At 61.2% G+C, this 16290-nt stretch carries 12 protein-coding genes; 6 read left to right on the top strand and 6 right to left on the bottom strand.

Annotated elements, in window-relative coordinates:
• Positions 1–234: 234 nt before the first annotated feature.
• Positions 235–909: a heavy metal response regulator transcription factor gene (locus ACP7EW_RS08550; protein WP_033898419.1), complete on the top strand. Its 675-nt coding sequence runs from the start codon at positions 235–237 to the stop codon at positions 907–909.
• On the top strand, positions 906–2342 hold the full coding sequence (locus tag ACP7EW_RS08545) for a heavy metal sensor histidine kinase (RefSeq protein ID WP_426216466.1): 1437 nt from the start codon (positions 906–908) through the stop codon (positions 2340–2342). Before ACP7EW_RS08550 ends, ACP7EW_RS08545 begins: the two co-directional genes overlap by 4 nt.
• On the opposite strand, the gene ACP7EW_RS08540 is transcribed toward ACP7EW_RS08545, so the two are convergent.
• Genes ACP7EW_RS08540 through ACP7EW_RS08530 form a run of 3 tightly spaced genes read right to left on the bottom strand, consistent with a single transcriptional unit; the run spans position 2266 to position 7767 of the window.
• The gene (locus tag ACP7EW_RS08540; RefSeq protein WP_426216464.1) at positions 2266–5403 is read right to left on the bottom strand and encodes a CusA/CzcA family heavy metal efflux RND transporter; all 3138 of its coding nucleotides are present in this window, start codon (positions 5401–5403) and stop codon (positions 2266–2268) included. The two genes, ACP7EW_RS08545 and ACP7EW_RS08540, sit on opposite strands and share 77 nt — an antisense overlap.
• Before the next feature lie 18 nt (positions 5404–5421).
• Positions 5422–6528 carry an efflux RND transporter periplasmic adaptor subunit gene (locus tag ACP7EW_RS08535; protein WP_426216462.1) on the bottom strand — a complete coding sequence of 369 codons (1107 nt, stop codon included), beginning with the start codon at positions 6526–6528 and terminating at the stop codon, positions 5422–5424.
• Between the two features lie 18 nt (positions 6529–6546).
• On the bottom strand, positions 6547–7767 hold the full coding sequence (locus ACP7EW_RS08530) for a TolC family protein (protein WP_426216460.1): 1221 nt from the start codon (positions 7765–7767) through the stop codon (positions 6547–6549).
• Positions 7768–8009: 242 nt separating this feature from the next.
• On the opposite strand from ACP7EW_RS08530, the gene ACP7EW_RS08525 reads away from it, so the two are divergent.
• Positions 8010–9380: a gluconate:H+ symporter gene (locus tag ACP7EW_RS08525; protein WP_033898410.1), complete on the top strand. Its 1371-nt coding sequence runs from the start codon at positions 8010–8012 to the stop codon at positions 9378–9380.
• A 40-nt stretch (positions 9381–9420) separates the two neighbouring features.
• Here the strand turns inward: ACP7EW_RS08525 and ACP7EW_RS08520 are convergent, their stop codons facing one another.
• The 3 genes from ACP7EW_RS08520 to ACP7EW_RS08510 all read right to left on the bottom strand — a co-directional run bounded on the left by ACP7EW_RS08520 (position 9421) and on the right by ACP7EW_RS08510 (position 12426).
• Positions 9421–9918 carry a DUF4411 family protein gene (locus ACP7EW_RS08520; protein ID WP_426216458.1) on the bottom strand — a complete coding sequence of 166 codons (498 nt, stop codon included), beginning with the start codon at positions 9916–9918 and terminating at the stop codon, positions 9421–9423.
• Positions 9915–11051 (bottom strand): ImmA/IrrE family metallo-endopeptidase, encoded by a 1137-nt coding sequence (locus ACP7EW_RS08515; protein WP_426216456.1) that lies wholly within the window; start codon positions 11049–11051, stop codon positions 9915–9917. The genes ACP7EW_RS08520 and ACP7EW_RS08515 overlap by 4 nt, the downstream gene beginning before the upstream one ends.
• Positions 11052–11121: 70 nt before the next feature.
• Positions 11122–12426 (bottom strand): MFS transporter, encoded by a 1305-nt coding sequence (locus ACP7EW_RS08510; RefSeq protein ID WP_033898404.1) that lies wholly within the window; start codon positions 12424–12426, stop codon positions 11122–11124.
• A 184-nt stretch (positions 12427–12610) separates the two neighbouring features.
• On the opposite strand from ACP7EW_RS08510, the gene ACP7EW_RS08505 reads away from it, so the two are divergent.
• The 3 genes from ACP7EW_RS08505 (at position 12611) to acpA (ending at position 16259) form a co-directional block, all read left to right on the top strand.
• On the top strand, positions 12611–14029 hold the full coding sequence (locus ACP7EW_RS08505; protein WP_426216454.1) for a short-chain fatty acid transporter: 1419 nt from the start codon (positions 12611–12613) through the stop codon (positions 14027–14029).
• 126 nt (positions 14030–14155) lie between these two features.
• Positions 14156–14476, top strand: coding sequence for a hypothetical protein (locus ACP7EW_RS08500; protein WP_426216452.1), 321 nt, complete (start codon positions 14156–14158; stop codon positions 14474–14476).
• A gap of 82 nt (positions 14477–14558) precedes the next feature.
• A complete protein-coding gene (gene acpA, locus ACP7EW_RS08495) occupies positions 14559–16259 on the top strand; it encodes an acid phosphatase (RefSeq protein ID WP_426216450.1) in 1701 nt (566 codons plus the stop codon).
• The last annotated feature ends 31 nt before the right edge of the window (positions 16260–16290 follow it).

Genomic DNA, 16290 nt, shown 5'->3' with positions numbered 1-16290 from the left:
GCACATCGAACACAACTCATCTCTGCGGCTTTTGTGTAGCTCCTTTGGAACAGAGATGAACTTTTTGCGCCCCGATTGGGGCGTTTTTTTTGTGTGCTGGGTCAGTGGCGAATCGTCGCACCCGCCTGACGCGGCTTGACCCTAAAGCTACTTCACGCTTCAGAGTTTTCCTACAGCCTACTCAGCCTCGCCATGAGGCCATGCCCCTTTTCGTTTTCTTTGAAGGTAACCCCCATGCGTATCCTTGTGGTTGAGGACGAACAAAAAACCGCCGACTACCTGCAGCAAGGCCTGACCGAAAGCGGTTATGTGGTCGATTGCGCCGCCAGCGGCGTTGATGGCCTGCACCTGGCCAGGCAACACAGTTATGAATTGGTGATCCTCGATGTCAACTTGCCCAACACCGACGGTTGGGAAGTGCTGGAGCAACTGCGCCGCGACGGCAACCAGCGCGTAATGATGCTCACCGCGCGCGGCCGGCTGGCCGACAAGATCAAGGGCCTGGACATGGGCGCCGATGATTACCTGGTCAAGCCCTTCGAATTTCCCGAGTTGCTCGCCCGTGTGCGCACTTTGTTGCGGCGCAGCGAGCACATCCCGCTACCAGACGTGCTGCGCGTCTCGGACCTGGAACTGGACCCCCGCCGACACCGCGCCTATCGCGGCAACCGTCGGATTGACCTGACCACCAAGGAATTCGCCCTGCTGCACGTACTGATGCGCCAGGCCGGCGAAGTGATGACCCGCACGCAGATCATCTCGCTGGTGTGGGACATGAACTTCGATTGCGACACCAATGTGGTGGAAGTCTCCATCAGCCGTCTGCGCGGCAAGGTCGATGACCAGAGCGAGGTGAAGTTGATCCATACCATTCGCGGTGTGGGTTATGTGCTGGAGGCGCGCCCATGAAGACCAGCAGCCTGTCGATGCGCCTGGGGCTAACGGTCAGCCTGATGGGCGCCGGGTTGGTGGTGCTGCTGGCGAGCCTGGCATACCTGGCCCTGACGCACGAACTGGACAAGCTCGCGCGCAAGGGCCTGGAAAACAAAATGGAGCAACTGGCCCATACCCTCAACCAGGGCCTCGATGAACACCGCATCACCAACCGTCCTCATTCACTGCTGGACCTGGTGATGGGCCACGACAACATCTACCTGACCATCCTCGGCGCACGGCCCGATGCACCGGTACTGCTCAGCGTCGGCGCCAAGCCCCAGCAACCGCTGCTGCTCGACGTGCCCACCGGCAAAAACCTCGCCTATTTGAACTGGGTCGATGGCCAGGGCAATCGCATCCTCAGTGCGACGCGCCTGATGCCCTTGCAAGGGGGCGAGTATGTCCGCGTGCTGCTATCGCTGGACCGCTCCGATGATGAAGCGCTGCTCAGTGCCTACCTGCGCTCCACGGTGATCGCCCTGCCGATGCTGTTGATCCTGATCGGCATGGGCGCCTGGTGGCTGGTGCAGCGCGGGCTCGCGCCGCTGCAACAGTTCAGCCGTGTCGCGGCCAAGGTCACGACCCAGGACCTGACCCATCGCCTGTCCCTGGACAACCTGCCCAAGGAGCTGGGCGAGTTGGCCGAGGGCATCAACGTTATGCTGCATCGCCTCGACGCTGGGGTGCAGCAACTGTCGCAGTTCTCCGACGACCTGGCCCACGAACTGCGCGCGCCCTTGACCAACCTGATGGGCAAGGCCCAGGTGACCTTGTCCCGCGAGCGGCCTTCGCAGGAATACAAAGCCGGCTTGGAGTCCTGCACCGAGGAAATGGAGCGCCTGTCGCGGATTGTCTCGGACATGCTGTTCCTCGCCCAGGTCAGCCACCCCGCCGCGCGCGCCGGTTTTGCCCCGGTGTCGCTGGCACAGGAAGCACAGCGGGTGATGGAGCTGTTCGCCCTCAGCGCCGAAGACAAGCACATCACCCTGAGCCTGCGCGGCGATGCCTGGGTGATGGGGGATCGCCTGATGATCCAGCGCGCCATCTCCAACCTGCTGTCCAATGCCATTCGCCACACCCCCGAGGCTTCCAGTGTGTTGCTGCTGGTGGAAAGCTACGACCAGAACGTGTCGCTGTCGGTGGGCAACCCAGGGCGCGGTATCGAAGCCCATCACCTGCCGCACCTGTTCGAACGTTTCTACCGCGCCGACAACAGCCGCGCCCGTGCCGAAGGCGGCACCGGCCTTGGGCTGGCGATTGTGCAGTCGATCATGCACCTGCATCAGGGGCACGCCGACGTCAGCAGCCAACCGGGCCGGTTTACACGGTTCAGCCTGGTGTTTCCTCTTCTTTGCGATGGGCCCATTGATACAGCGCCGGCAACACCAGCAGGGTCAGCAACGTAGAGGAAATGATCCCGCCGATCACCACCGTCGCCAGCGGCCGCTGCACCTCAGCGCCGGTGCCGGTGGCGAGCGCCATGGGGATAAATCCAAGGGACGCCACCAACGCGGTCATCAACACCGGACGCAGCCGGGTCAGCGCGCCTTCGTTGATCGCCATCGACAACGAGCGCCCTTCCTCGCGCAGGTTGCGGATGAACGCAATCATCACCAGGCCGTTCAACACCGCCACGCCGGACAAGGCAATAAAGCCCACCCCCGCCGAGATCGACAGCGGAATATCCCGCAGCCACAACGCCATGATCCCACCGGTCAAGGCGAACGGAATGCCGGTAAACACCAGCAGGCCATCCTTGAGGTTGTTGAACATCATGAACAGCAAACCAAACACCAGCAGCAGCGCCACCGGCACCACGATGCGCAAGCGCTCGGACGCTTCCTTCAGCTGTTCGAACTGGCCGCCCCAGTTGGTCCAGTAGCCCGCTGGCACTTTCACCTGAGCGAGGATGGCCGCCTCGGCTTCCTCGACGAACGAACCGATATCCCGTCCCCGCACGTTGGCGCTAACGATCACCAGGCGCTTGCCATTCTCGCGGCTGATCTGGTTCGGGCCGAGCACCAGGTCCAGGCTCGCCACTTGGGACAACGCAATGAAACCCAACTGGCCAGACGCATTACCCGGCACCGGAATCAACAGCCGCGACAGCCCGTCGATATCGGTGCGCAACGCGTCGGACAAACGCACGACCATGTCGAAACGCCGGTCGCCTTCGTACAACGTACCGGCCTGACGCCCTCCGACAGCGACGGCGATGGTGTCCTGCACATCCCCCACGTTCAGGCCAAAACGCGCGGCCTTGTCGCGGTCGATATTGATGGTCAGTACCGGCAGGCCGGAGGTTTGTTCTACCTTGACTTCCGATGCGCCACTGAGCTTTTGCAGGGTCTCGGCGATTACCCCGGCGGTCTTGTTGAGCACCGTCATGTCATCGCCGAACACCTTCACCGCCACATCGCTGCGCACGCCGGAAATCAGCTCGTTGAAACGCAGTTGGATCGGCTGCGACAACTCGTACGCACTGCCCGGCACAATCGCACTGGCACGCTGGATATCAGCGATCAGGGTTTCGCGGGACTTCTTGGGATCCGGCCATTGGTCCTTGGGTTTAAGCATCACGTAGCTGTCGGAAATGTTCGGCGGCATCGGGTCAGAAGCAATTTCCGCAGTGCCAGTGCGCGCGAAGACCCGCTCGATTTCCGGCACCTGGGCCATCAAGGTTTTTTCCAGTTGCTGCTGCATCTGCACCGACTGCGTCAGGCTGGTGCCGGGCACGCGCAGGGCCTGCTGGGCAAAATCGCCTTCGCTGAGGCTGGGGATAAATTCGCTGCCCATGCGGCTGGCGACAACGCCTGACGCAACGATGGTCAACACGGCCAGGCCGAACACCAGCGGACGGCGCGCCATCACCCAGTCGAGCACCGGTGCATAGACCCGACGCGCGCTGCGCATGACGATATTTTCTTCTTCCTTGATCTTGCCGGTGACGAACAGCGCAATCGCCGCCGGGACAAAGGTCACCGACAGAATCATCGCGCCCAGCAGGGCAATCACCACGGTAAACGCCATGGGATGAAACATCTTCCCGGCCACCCCGGTGAGGGCGAAGATCGGCAGGTACACCACCATGATGATCAGTTGGCCAAAGATCAGCGCCCGCCGTGCTTCCTTGGCGGCGGCGAATACTTCGTGCAAGCGCTCGTTGCGGGTCAGCAGTCGTCCATGGCGCTGCTGGGCATGAGCCAAGCGGCGGATAGCGTTCTCGACGATCACCACCGCGCCATCGACGATGATGCCGAAGTCCAGCGCGCCGAGACTCATCAAATTGGCACTGACCTTGTTGGTGAACATCCCGGTAAAGGTGAACAGCATCGCCAGGGGAATCACCATCGCGGTGATCAGCGCGGCGCGGATATTACCGAGGAACAGGAACAGCACCGCGACCACCAGCAGCGCACCTTCGAAGAGGTTTTTCTTCACGGTGGCGATGGCTTTTTCGACGAGGTTGGTGCGGTCGTAGACGGTGACGGCGACCACGCCTTCAGGCAGCGAACGGTTGATCTCTTCAAGTTTTTTCGCCACGGCCTGGGACACGCTGCGGCTGTTTTCGCCGATCAACATGAACACCGTGCCCAGCACCACTTCGCGGCCATTTTCGGTGGCGGCGCCGGTACGCAACTCACGGCCGATCTCGACCTGGGCCACATTGCGCACGCGAATCGGCGTGCCATCCGAACTGGTGATGACGATATTGGCGATGTCGTCGATGGACGCCAATTGCCCCGGCGCACGGATCAACAGTTGCTCGCCGCTGCGCTCGATATAGCCGGCGCCGACGTTGGCGTTATTGCGTTCCAGCGCCGTGACCAGGTCATTCAAGGTCAGGTTGTAGGCGGCCAGGCGCTTGGGGTCGGGTGCAATCTGGTATTCCTTGGCGAAGCCGCCGATGGTGTTGATCTCGGCCACGCCCGGCACATTGCGCAGTTGCGGCTTGATGATCCAGTCCTGGATAACCCGCAGGTCGGTCGGTGTGTAGGGCGTGCCGTCGTCCTTGAGCGCGCCGTCCTTGGCCTCGACGGTCCATAGGAAAATTTCCCCCAGCCCGGTGGAAATCGGCCCCATCGCCGTCTCGATGCCCAGGGGCAATTGCTCACGGGCAACTTGCAGGCGCTCATTGACCAATTGGCGAGCGAAGAACAGGTCAGTGCCGTCCTTGAAGATCACCGTGACCTGGGACAAACCGGAACGCGACAGCGAACGCGTCTGCTGCAAACCCGGCAAGCCGGCCATGGCGGTTTCGATGGGAAAGGTGATGCGCTGCTCGGTCTCCAACGGTGAATACCCGGCCGCGGCCGAGTTGATCTGCACCTGCACGTTGGTGATGTCGGGCACCGCGTCGATGGGCAACTTCTGATAGCTGGCGATGCCGACACCGGCCATCAACAGCACCGCCAGCAGCACGATGATGCGCTGCTCGATGGCAAATTGGATAAGGCGCTCAAACATGGGGAATCACTCGCGGGATCAATGGGCGTGTTCGGCCGAGCCTTTGCCCAGTTCGGACTTGAGGATGAAGCTGCCAACGGTGGCCACCTGTGCGCCGGCGTCGAGACCTTGGCGTACTTCGACGTAGCCGTTTTCGCTCGCGCCAAGCTCCAGGTGACGGGTGACAAACCCGTGCTCGGTGCGCATGAACACCGAAGGTTTGTCCTCGACGGTCTGGATCGCCTCCTGGGGGACGGTGACCTTGGCCTGGAACGTGTCGGTGGCCAGTTGCACGCTGACAAACAAACCAGGACGCCAAGCATCGTCAGGGTTGGGCACGCTCACGCGCACGGTGGCCGTACGGGTTTGTTCACCCAGCAGGCTGCCGACATAGGCCACAGTGCCCTGCACTTCGGTGCCCATTTCCGTAGAGCTGACCTTGACCGGCTTGCCGACTCGCACCTTGTTCAAATCCTTGGGAAACACGCCGAACGTCACCCACACCTGGGACAAGTCCGAAAGAGTGAAGGCGTTGGTGGTCTCACTCACGACCTCGCCGACACCCAAGTGTTTTTCCACCACCACGCCAGCGAACGGCGCACGCAGCTCATAGCGATTGCCGCCCCCCCATACGGCGCTGCCACTGAGAGCCGTCATCTTCTGGCGGGCATTGTTCAGGGCGATTTCGGCTTCCTGCAGCGCCTGGCGCGCCAGCAGGTAATCCTGCTCGGCGGAGATTTTGTCTTGCCACAATTGGCGTTCGCGCTGGAAGGTGGTGCGTGCCAGTTCGACCCGTCTCTCGCTGGCCGCCAATTCGCTGCGCTGGTCGGAAATCTGCTGGCTGGCGATCACCGCCAACAGCTCACCTTTCTTCACCGATTGGCCGAGGTTGACCTTTACCGACTCCACCACGCCCGCCGTACGCGGGAGGATGTGGGAGGTTCGATCTTCGTCAAAGCGCACTTCTCCCGGCAGCACCAGCAACGTGCTGATCGAACGCGGTTGAGCCTGGGCGACCTGAATGCCAGCGGCCTGAATCTGCTGCTCGGTGAGTTCAAGCTCGCCTTCTTCTTCGTCGGCCCTTGCAAAGCTGGACAGCATCAGGCTCAAGGCGACGGCAAGCGCCACGCCATGTTTGTTGTTCATAAAGGACTCCAGGAAAAATCAAAACCGGGCGAGGTCGCCGTAAATCCGTTCGATACGCACCCAGGCATCGGTGGCCTGGGCGGTGGCGTTGAGGTATTGGGTGCGGGCCGCGATCAGCGTGCGCTGGGCGTCCAGCACGTCGAGGAAGCTGAACTTGCCCATTTCGAAACCACGGGTGGCGCTGTCCACCGCGCTTTGGGCGGCGGGCAGGATCTGCTGGTTGAACGCGCGCACCTCGGTATTCGCGGACTGCCACAGGTCCAAGGCCTGGCGGGTTTCGGTGCGCAGGCGCAGTTCGGTGGCGTTGCGCAGGTCGCGGGCCTGATCGGCGCGGCGGGTAGCGGCGAGAACGTTGCCCTGGTTGCGGTTGAACAATGGGATCGGCATCGACACGCCCACCAGGTTCACCCGCTCGCGCACGCTGGCGTCGTACTGGCTGCCGATGGACACGTCGAGGTCGGGAATGCGCTGGGCTTTTTCCAGGCCAACGCTGGCTTCGTTTTGCAGGATGCTCAGTTCAGCCAGGCGCAGCTCGGTGGTCTGCTCAAGGCGCGCCAGCAACTGGGTGGCCGACGGCACGGTCGGTGTTGAAGGGTTTTGTGTGGCGACGGCCTGGAAGTTCGGCGCGGCGCTGCCAGTACTGGCGGCCAGGCGACGATAGGCATCGGTAAGGCCAATCTGCGCGCGGTCGAGTTCCAGACGAATCTCCGATAACTGCACTTGGGCCCGTGTGGCCTCCACCGGTGAGGCCTTGCCTGCTGTCACCCGACCGTTGGCGACAACCAGCCCGCGCTCGGCCACAGTCATGGAACGCTGCGCCAAGTCGAGGCGTTCCTGGGCAAGCAAAGCGCCGTAGTAGTTGTCGATGACTTCGGCGCGCAGGGTGTTGCGGCGCTGCTCCAACGTCAGCGCGGCGGCGTCCTGGGCGCGGGACGCCACGTCGATTCGCGCCCCCCGCTTGCCACCCAGTTCCAGGGCCTGGCTGATCTTGATGCTGGTGGTGCGGGAGTCACGACGGGTGTCCTCCACATCCCAGGAGGCCACCGGATTGGGGATCAACCCGGCCTGCTGGCGACCACCCTGGGCAATGTCGATGTCCCATTGTGCTGCCGCCAGTTCCGGGTTGTTGGCGAAGGCGGTTTGCAGGGCCGAGTCGAGGGTGAGGGTTTGTGCCTGGCTCGCGCTGGCAACCACCCACAACACGCCCGCCCCCAGAAGTTTTCTAACGGAAATTGCCATAACGAGAGTTCCACGCCCATGAAGTACAAGCGGGGGCAATGTAGCTGTCACGACTTATCAGGGCGGTGGAGCAAAGATTACAAATCCGACAGCAATGGCTCTGCGGCGGGCCTCACGGCGCCTTACCGCTGATCGCACCAAAACGGCACATAAGCACTTGGCCATCGCGGGATCAGGTATGCTTTTCGGGCAGGAAACAAAAAGAAACAATTTCCCAAACCTGTTCGATAAGGAGTCCCGTTTTGGAGTTATCGACTGCCGCGTGGATGGTTCACGACACCCGCCTTATGTTCTGTGTACTGCTGGCCATCGCCAGCATCATCGTGCTGATCAGTGCGACCAAATTGCCGCCGTTCCTGTCGATCCTGATCGGCACGTTCATCGCCGGGGTCGGCGCGGGCCTGCCGCCTGAAGAAGTGGCCAAGGCGTTCAGTAAAGGTGCCGGCGCGATCCTCGGTGAAGCCGGGATCATCATCGCCCTGGGCTCGATGCTCGGCGCGCTGATGGCGGAATCCGGTGCAGCCGACCGCATCGCCACGACCTTGCTCGGGTTGGGCAAGGGCAAGTCACTGCCCTGGGTGATGGCGCTGGTGGCCATGGTGATCGGCCTGCCACTGTTTTTCGAAGTGGGCCTGGTCATGATGGTGCCGATCATCTTTGTGATGGCTAAGCGCTCAAACCAGCCGCTGCTGAAAATCGCCATCCCGGCACTGGCGGGCATGACCACCCTGCACGCCCTGATGCCACCCCATCCAGGGCCACTGATTGCGGTAGGCGCGCTGCACGCCGACCTTGGCCTGACCATGTTGCTGGGTTTCTGCATCGCGGTACCGGCGGTGATCCTGGCGGGCCCGATCTACGGCAACTGGCTGTCCAAGCGCCTGCATGTGGATGAGCCTGCGGATATCGGCGCGCTGTTCAGCGCACCGCCCAAGGCACCGCGCCAGCCAAGTTTTGCAGTGTCGTTGTTGATTATTCTGTTGCCGGTGATTCTGATGTTGGGCAGCACCTTGGCCAAGGTCGCACTGCCGGCTGAAAGCACCCTCGGCCTGACCCTGAAATTCCTTGGCGAACCGCTCATCGCCCTCGGCCTGGCCGTGATCGCCGCCGTGATCTGCCTGGGCTGGGCCGCCGGCATGCCGCGCACCGAGGTCGGCAACACCCTGCGCAAGGCGCTGGCGCCCATCGCCGTGTTACTGCTGACCATCGGCGCCGGTGGCGGCCTCAAGCAAACGCTGCTGGATGCCGGCGTGAGCCAGACCATCAGCAAGGTCGCCGAAGGCGCGCACATGCCCTACCTGCTACTCGCGTGGTTGATTGCAGTTGCGCTGCGCCAGGCCACCGGCTCGGCCACCGTTGCTACGACGACCACCGCCGGTATTCTCGCGCCGATGATGGCAGGCCTCGCGGCGACGCAGAGTTCGTTGGTAGCCTTGGCGATTGGCGCCGGCTCGGTGTTCTTCTGCCACGTCAACGACGCCGGGTTCTGGATGGTGCGTGAATACTTTGGCTTGCAGTTGAAGCAGACGATCTGGGTGTGGTCGGTGTTGCAGACTATTGTTTCGGTGGTTGGCTTGATCGGTACGCTGCTGTTCTGGCACTTCCTGACTTGAAATTGCCACGTCGAGGGGAAGTATCCTTCCCCTCACTCAATCAGTGATGCAGAACAAAACGAGCATCGAGCTTACCGAGCAATTCAAATGTGTTCATGTTAGGCACGCCAAACAGAGAACACACATTGGGAATCGTGAACTTACGCTTGATGTCAGGGTTGTAGACCTCATGCGTGACGACCACTGCGCCGGTGGTCATTGCCTTGGCAATCAACCAGGGATCTGCGCCCTCGAGAAACTCTTCAAACGCTCCGGCTTTCATTGCAGGCATCTGCTGCGCAATCTTTGCGACGATATGCCCAAACGCGGTTTGAGTTGGCTCATCGCTGGAGTCCTCGAACAGGTGCGCGTTGCCTTTAACCCACTGGGTCAAATCATCATTGCCTCTGGCAAATTCATCCCTTACCGGCACGATACTGGCAATTTCCAGAGCCTGATGCTGTTGAAGAATCCACGCCCAATATCCTGGGCAAATCGACATTCCGTAATAGCGATTTTTGGCCTCAATCAGCGTATTCGAATCCAGTAGATGCTTCATGCCGATAGCTTCATCCCATAAGTCTTCAACTTGGCAGGCTGCACACCCAGCAGTTTTCCTGCGTCTCGTAGCAGAATTCGACCGCTCTGCGCTTCTGCCAGGACGGCCTTGCTCAACCGGGTACTGTTTCGAATAGCTGCGATGCGGTAGTAATCTCCTCCATTACCGCCCTTATCTCGATATTCCTGCAAGATCCGACGGTAATAAGCGCCGTATTGATCACTGCTGATATAGCCGAGATCACGGGCACGACGTGCAATCACCAACATGCTGACCCGAAAGCGCCCAGCCAGCGGCGCAAGGTTTTGCTCCCCGTGCACGTTCGAATCCCATTGCGCTCGAAAGACGAGCTCCGGTGCCAGAAACTCCCCCGCTACCGAATTGCAAAAAGCTTCTTCCTGACGCGCGCTGTGACTGCTGCCATCAGATACCCCCGTGCTACCAATCCAGATATGCGCCAGCTCATGCAGCAAGGTAAAAAGGCGTGCCGTGGGTGCGTCCGCACTGTTGATGAAAACCACGGGGGCTAGAGCGTTGCTGATCGCAAATCCTCGAAATTCGCTGACATCCAGTTTGCGGTGGGTATTTCCCAAGGCAACACCGCTGCGCATGACAAGAATGCCGGCCTCCTCAGCGCCACTCACCAAAGCCCTGAAATAGTCTTCATAAGTCATACGCGCAAAGTCATCCGCCACGCAGAGTACGCGACGAATATCTGTTACCACTTCCTTGATAGGCAAACGGCTGTTGAAACTTCCCACGAAGGGCAGCGCAGAGCGATCGTGATCCTGTAGGTATTCCAGGTACCAGTCTTGTTTACGCAGCACGTCTCGCACTGTGTCCAGCAGATTCAAACTGGGTTTGTTTGGAAGAACGCTACCCACAGTACGCAGGTCAGGAAGAGGAAGGTGCTCCTGCGGCGGAGCCTTGAGAAAGAGGAAGCCAAAGGGTACTTGTGCGATAAGGGCCCATTTTTGCGCTTGGTTGAACGTGGGAAGGTTCTGACCCTTCTCCCACGCTTTCACTTTTTCGACGCTGACTGTAAGGCCTCTGGCAATTTGCGCCTCAGACAACCCCGCCCGCTGGCGAGACCAGGACAGGATGGCGAAGTTGATAAAGGCGGTCTGAGTCATAGGGTTCTACATGCCAACCAGAAGTTGAAGCGACTATAGAAATGGCATCAACCCCCGTCAATTGATGGCCCTAGGTGCCATTTGTAACAGCGTCTACCGTGTGGCGCTTACCAAACAGCGCCACACTCACCACCCCCACCGCCCCCATCACCACGCAATACCCCACGCAAATCCACGGGCTGGTTGGCATCAGCGCAATCAGCAACAACGGCGTGGTACTCGCCCACAGCGCGTAGGCAATGTTGTAGGTAAAGGAAATCCCCGACACCCGTACCTGCGCCGGAAACAGGCCGACCATCACCGACGGCACCGCGCCCACCACGCCGCAACTCAAGCCCGCCACGGCGTACGCCGCACCCAGCCAGATACCGCCACTGATCAGGCTGGCATAGAGCACAGCAATCCCCACCGGCAGCAACAGGCTGTAAACCAGCACCGCGCGCCAGGCGCCGATGCGGTCGACCAGTAAGCCCGCCAGCACACACCCGATATTGAGGAACACGATGCCCAAGGCGCTCAAGGCGAACGTGTGGCTGGGGCTCATGCCGAAGGTTTTCTGCATCATGGTCGGGGTGATGACCACCAACACCACCACGGCGGAGGTGAGCACGCAGGTGAGGATCATCGCCGGCAGCAGTACGGCGCGGTGGTCACGCAACACGGTGCGCAGGGGGAGTTCGGCGGCGGCCTGGCGGCGGGCCTGCATTTCGAGGAACACCGGGGTTTCGCTGAGCCAGCGGCGCAGCCACACGCCAATCACGCCAAACACACCGCCGAGCAGGAAGGGAAAGCGCCAGGCGTAGTCGAGGATTTCGGCCGGTGTGAAGACTTGCGCCAGCAGGGTCGCCGTCAGCGCACCGAGCAGGTAGCCGAAGGTCAGGCCGGCTTGCAGGAAGCCCAGGGCGTAACCGCGATGGTGGGGCGGCGCGTGTTCGGCGACGAAGGTCCAGGCACTCGGCACTTCACCGCCCACCGCCGCGCCTTGCAGCACGCGCAACGCCAGCAGGATCAGCGGTGCGAAATAACCGATTTGCGCGTAGGTTGGCATGATCCCGATCAGCAGGCAGGGCAGCGCCATCATCAGGATGCTCAGGCTGAACACGCGCTTGCGCCCCAGATGATCGGCAAAGTGGGCCATCAGGATGCCGCCCAGTGGGCGCGCCAGGTAGCCGGTGACGAAAATGCCAAAGCTTTGCAGCAGGCGCAGCCACTCGGGCATTTCCGGCGGGAAGAACAGCTGGCTCAAGGTCAGCGCGAAAAACACGAAGATGATGAAGTCGTAGATTTCCAGGGCACCGCCCAGGGCGGCCAGGCCCAGGGTTTTGTAGTCGGAGCGGGAAAAACGCTGCGCCTGTGCAGGAAAGGTGGCTGTCATGTGGAGGCTCGGCAGACAAACAAAATGGCGTGCAGGTTATGAGCTGAGCCCATTGATGGCAATCACGACAGATATATTTGTTTTCCTCATGGATCGATGAAGATAACTGCATTCCCATATCAATGGCCGTAGCGGAACATGCCGGAAAATTGCCTGCACCTAATAACTATAAGAGGAAAGACTTGTGGCCGACGCTATCGAAGAAAGCCGCTATGCCCGCTTTGCCCTGCGTTGCTCCAACTTCGCCGAACGCTGGTTCCCAGACTCCTGGGTGTTTGCGGCACTTGCCGTGATCATCGTCGCCGTGGCGACCCTGGGCATGGGCGCCGCGCCGACCGAGGCCGCCAAAGCGTTCGGCGACGGGTTCTGGAGCCTGATCCCCTTCACCATGCAGATGGCCTTTGTGGTGATCGGCGGTTATGTGGTGGCCAGTTCGCCGCCCGCGGTGAAACTGATCGACCGCCTGGCGCGTATCCCGAAGAACGGCCGCTCGGCCGTGGCCTGGGTGGCGTTGATCTCGATGGTCGCTTCCTTGCTGAACTGGGGCCTGTCCCTGGTATTCGGCGGTTTGCTGGTGCGGGCGCTGGCGCGTCGTGCGGATTTGAAGATGGATTACCGCGCGGCCGGTGCGGCGGCGTATCTGGGGCTGGGCGCCGTATGGGCGCTGGGGTTGTCGTCGTCCGCGGCGCAGTTGCAGGCCAACCCGGCCAGCCTGCCGCCGTCGATTCTGTCGATCACGGGGGTGATCCCGTTCACTGACACCATCTTCCTGTGGCAATCCGGCGTGTTGCTGCTGGCGTTGATCGTGGTCTCGCTGATCATCGCCTACGCTACCGCGCCCGGCCCGAACAGCGCGCGTGATGCCAAGGCCTGTGGCGTCGACCCGGCGTTCAACCTGCCAAAGATTCAAGCACCGACGCGACCCGGTGAATGGCTGGAACACAGCCCATTGCTGACCATCCTGCTGGCACTGCTGGCAGCCGGTTGGCTGTTCCACGAGTTTTCGACCAAGCCGGCGATCAGCGCAATTTCGGGGCTGAACACCTACAATTTCCTGTTCATCATGGTCGGCGCCCTGCTGCACTGGCGCCCGCGCAGCTTCCTCGATGCGGTGGCCCGTGCGGTGCCCACCACCACCGGCGTGCTGATCCAGTTCCCGCTGTACGGCTCGATTGCCGCGCTGATGACGGTGGTGAAAGGCGGTGACGGCCAGACCCTGGCCCACCACATTTCGACCTTCTTCACGTCCATCGCCTCCCACGACACCTACGCGCTGCTGATGGGCGTGTACTCGGCGGTACTCGGTTTCTTCATTCCGTCGGGCGGCGGCAAGTGGATTATCGAAGCGCCCTACGTGATGCAAGTCGCCAATGACCTGCAATACCACCTGGGCTGGGCGGTGCAGATCTACAACGCCGCCGAGGCGCTGCCGAACCTGATCAACCCGTTCTATATGTTGCCGTTGCTGGGCGTGTTGGGGTTGAAGGCGCGGGATTTGATTGGGTTTTCGTTCGTGCAGTTGCTGGTGCACACGCCGCTGGTGTTGTTCTTGCTGTGGGCGTTGGGGACGACGTTGAAGTATTTACCTCCCGTCATGCCTTGACCGCATCTTCCGATTAATCGCGTGGGGTTGTCCTACTCCAGACAACGGCAACCCCTGACTCCTCCCATCAACGCCTTTGATTAACCTGTCTCGGATTCCTCCTCACCTGAAACCAAGGAAAATCCGATGACGCCCCTCTCCAAATCACTGGAAGACCTGATCACTGACATCTACCAGGACGACAACGTTTCGGTCACTGAATACCGAACCTTGCGCGACGACGCCGACCGCCGCATGGCCGCCGTGATCAAGGAGTTCGGCCTGCATAACAACATCACCGCGTTTCAGAAATCGATCGACGTGGCGATGCAACTGTTGCAGACCAGTGTCATCGATGCAAAGAAGGCCAAGCTGACCGACACCGGCGAGGCCATCGTCAAGGATGCGGTGACGGCCCAGGTCGAGTACTTGCGCGCGGGCAGCCAGCTGGCACTGCGCCTGCTGTGAAATCAGTGTCTTCGTTCCGTCACATTGCATTGCTACCGTCCTGCGAAATATCTTGCAACATCTCGCCAAGGACTCCCCCGCAATGAGTGACGAGCACGAAGACCGCCCTTCTCCTGATTCCGCCGCCCAACCACCGGTCGACACCAGCCGCCGGCGCTTCCTGGGAGGCGCGGCGGTGTTGGGGGTCGGCGCGACGTTAAGTGCCTGCGGCAACACCAGCGAAGCGCCGGGCAAACCGGTGGCACGTCCACTCACGTCGCAAGAGTTGGACAAGGCACTGCACGATCAGGTGAAAACCGTGGTGGTGATCTATGCCGAGAACCGCAGCTTCAATAACCTGTTTGCGGATTTCCCTGGCGTGGAGAAGCCGTTGTCGGCGCTGTCCGCCGCCGATACCCAACAACGCGACCGCGACGGTAGCCTGCTGACTACCCTGCCACCGGCCTGGGGTGGCGTGCTGCAAGTCGGGCCGCAATCGGTGGACGGGGTGACCTATCCCAGCGAAGTGCAATTCCAGGAGAACCTGCCCAATGCGCCCTTCGCTCTCAAGGGCCCGAACGCAGAAGACCTGCCCCTGAGCCTGGTCACCCGCGACTTGTGGCACGTGTTCTACCAGAACCAGATGCAGATCAACGGCGGTAAAAACGACAGCTTCGTCGCCTGGGCCGACTCGGGTGGCCTGGTGATGGGTCACTACGCCCAGAGCCGTTACTCCCTGCGCCTGTGGGACGTGGCCAAGGAGTTCGTGCTCTGCGACAACTTCTTCCAGGGTGCGTTTGGTGGCTCGTTCCTCAACCACCAGTACCTGATCAGCGCCACCGCGCCGTTTTACCCGAATGCCGCGCAATCGGTGGCCAAGGCGCAGATCGCCACGCTGCAAAGCGATGACCCCACCGACCCACGCCTCAAGCCGCTGGACAAGTCGCCAGCCAGCGCCATGACCGGCCCACCGCAGTTTGGTCCCAGCGCGTTGACCCCAGACGGTTACGGCGTGAATACCCTGGCCCCGCCCTACTGGCCGACCTGGATCCGCGATCCGGAAAACCCGGATTACTCTAAACCCGACCTGCCCAATGTGCTGGTGCCGCAAACCCACGAACATATTGGTGACAAGCTGTCGAAAAAGAATGTCGACTGGGCCTGGTATGCCGGTGCGTGGCAAGCCACCCTGGATCAGTTCAAGGATTCGGGCGGTATCCCGAAGATCCCTAACTTCCAGTATCACCACCAGCCATTCAACTACTTCAAGCAGCAGGGTCCGGAGAATCGCGTCGAGCGTGACAAGCGGCTGCGCGATGGCGGCCTGGGTGACGAGTCCAGCACCAACAAGTTCTTTGCTGACGCGCAGGCCGGCAAGCTGCCTGCCGTGACCTTCTACAAGCCCCAAGGCAACCTGAACATGCACGCGGGTTACGCCGACGTGGCCTCGGGCGACCGCCATATCGCCCGCGCCCTGAAGGTGCTGCAAGAGAGCCCGCAGTGGAAAAACATGGTGGTCGTGGTGACCGTCGATGAAAACGGCGGCTGGTGGGACCCTGTGGCACCGCCCAAGGGCGACCGTTGGGGCCCTGGCACGCGGATCCCGGCCATTGTGGTGTCACCGTTCGCACGCAAGGGCACCGTTGACCATACGGTGTATGACACGGCGTCGATCCTGCGCTTGATCACCCGTGTATTCCAGCTGGAGACCTTGGACGGCCTCAAGCAACGCGATGACGCGATGACCGCCCGTGGCCAGAAGCCCATGGGCGACTTGAGCAACGCATTGCAGTTCAGCCTGTAGGTTTTCTTATCCAATAGCGACACACCTGGCG

Source organism: Pseudomonas sp. DWRC2-2 (assembly GCF_049897885.1).
GTDB classification, from domain to species: Bacteria; Pseudomonadota; Gammaproteobacteria; order Pseudomonadales; family Pseudomonadaceae; genus Aquipseudomonas; species Aquipseudomonas azotoformans_A.
The sequence above is the reverse complement of the archived record's forward strand: the minus strand, read 5'-3'. Positions and strand labels throughout refer to the sequence as shown.

Bases quoted from the DNA above. Each gene is read 5' to 3' on its own strand.
- ACP7EW_RS08550 (WP_033898419.1), top strand. From the start codon at position 235: ATGCGTATCCTTGTGGTTGAGGACGAACAAAAAACCGCCGACTACCTG.
- ACP7EW_RS08545 (WP_426216466.1), top strand. From the start codon at position 906: ATGAAGACCAGCAGCCTGTCGATGCGCCTGGGGCTAACGGTCAGCCTG.
- ACP7EW_RS08540 (WP_426216464.1), bottom strand. From the start codon at position 5,403: ATGTTTGAGCGCCTTATCCAATTTGCCATCGAGCAGCGCATCATCGTG.
- ACP7EW_RS08535 (WP_426216462.1), bottom strand. From the start codon at position 6,528: ATGAACAACAAACATGGCGTGGCGCTTGCCGTCGCCTTGAGCCTGATG.
- ACP7EW_RS08530 (WP_426216460.1), bottom strand. From the start codon at position 7,767: ATGGCAATTTCCGTTAGAAAACTTCTGGGGGCGGGCGTGTTGTGGGTG.
- ACP7EW_RS08520 (WP_426216458.1), bottom strand. From the start codon at position 9,918: ATGAAGCATCTACTGGATTCGAATACGCTGATTGAGGCCAAAAATCGC.
- ACP7EW_RS08515 (WP_426216456.1), bottom strand. From the start codon at position 11,051: ATGACTCAGACCGCCTTTATCAACTTCGCCATCCTGTCCTGGTCTCGC.
- ACP7EW_RS08510 (WP_033898404.1), bottom strand. From the start codon at position 12,426: ATGACAGCCACCTTTCCTGCACAGGCGCAGCGTTTTTCCCGCTCCGAC.
- ACP7EW_RS08500 (WP_426216452.1), top strand. From the start codon at position 14,156: ATGACGCCCCTCTCCAAATCACTGGAAGACCTGATCACTGACATCTAC.
- acpA (WP_426216450.1), top strand. From the start codon at position 14,559: ATGAGTGACGAGCACGAAGACCGCCCTTCTCCTGATTCCGCCGCCCAA.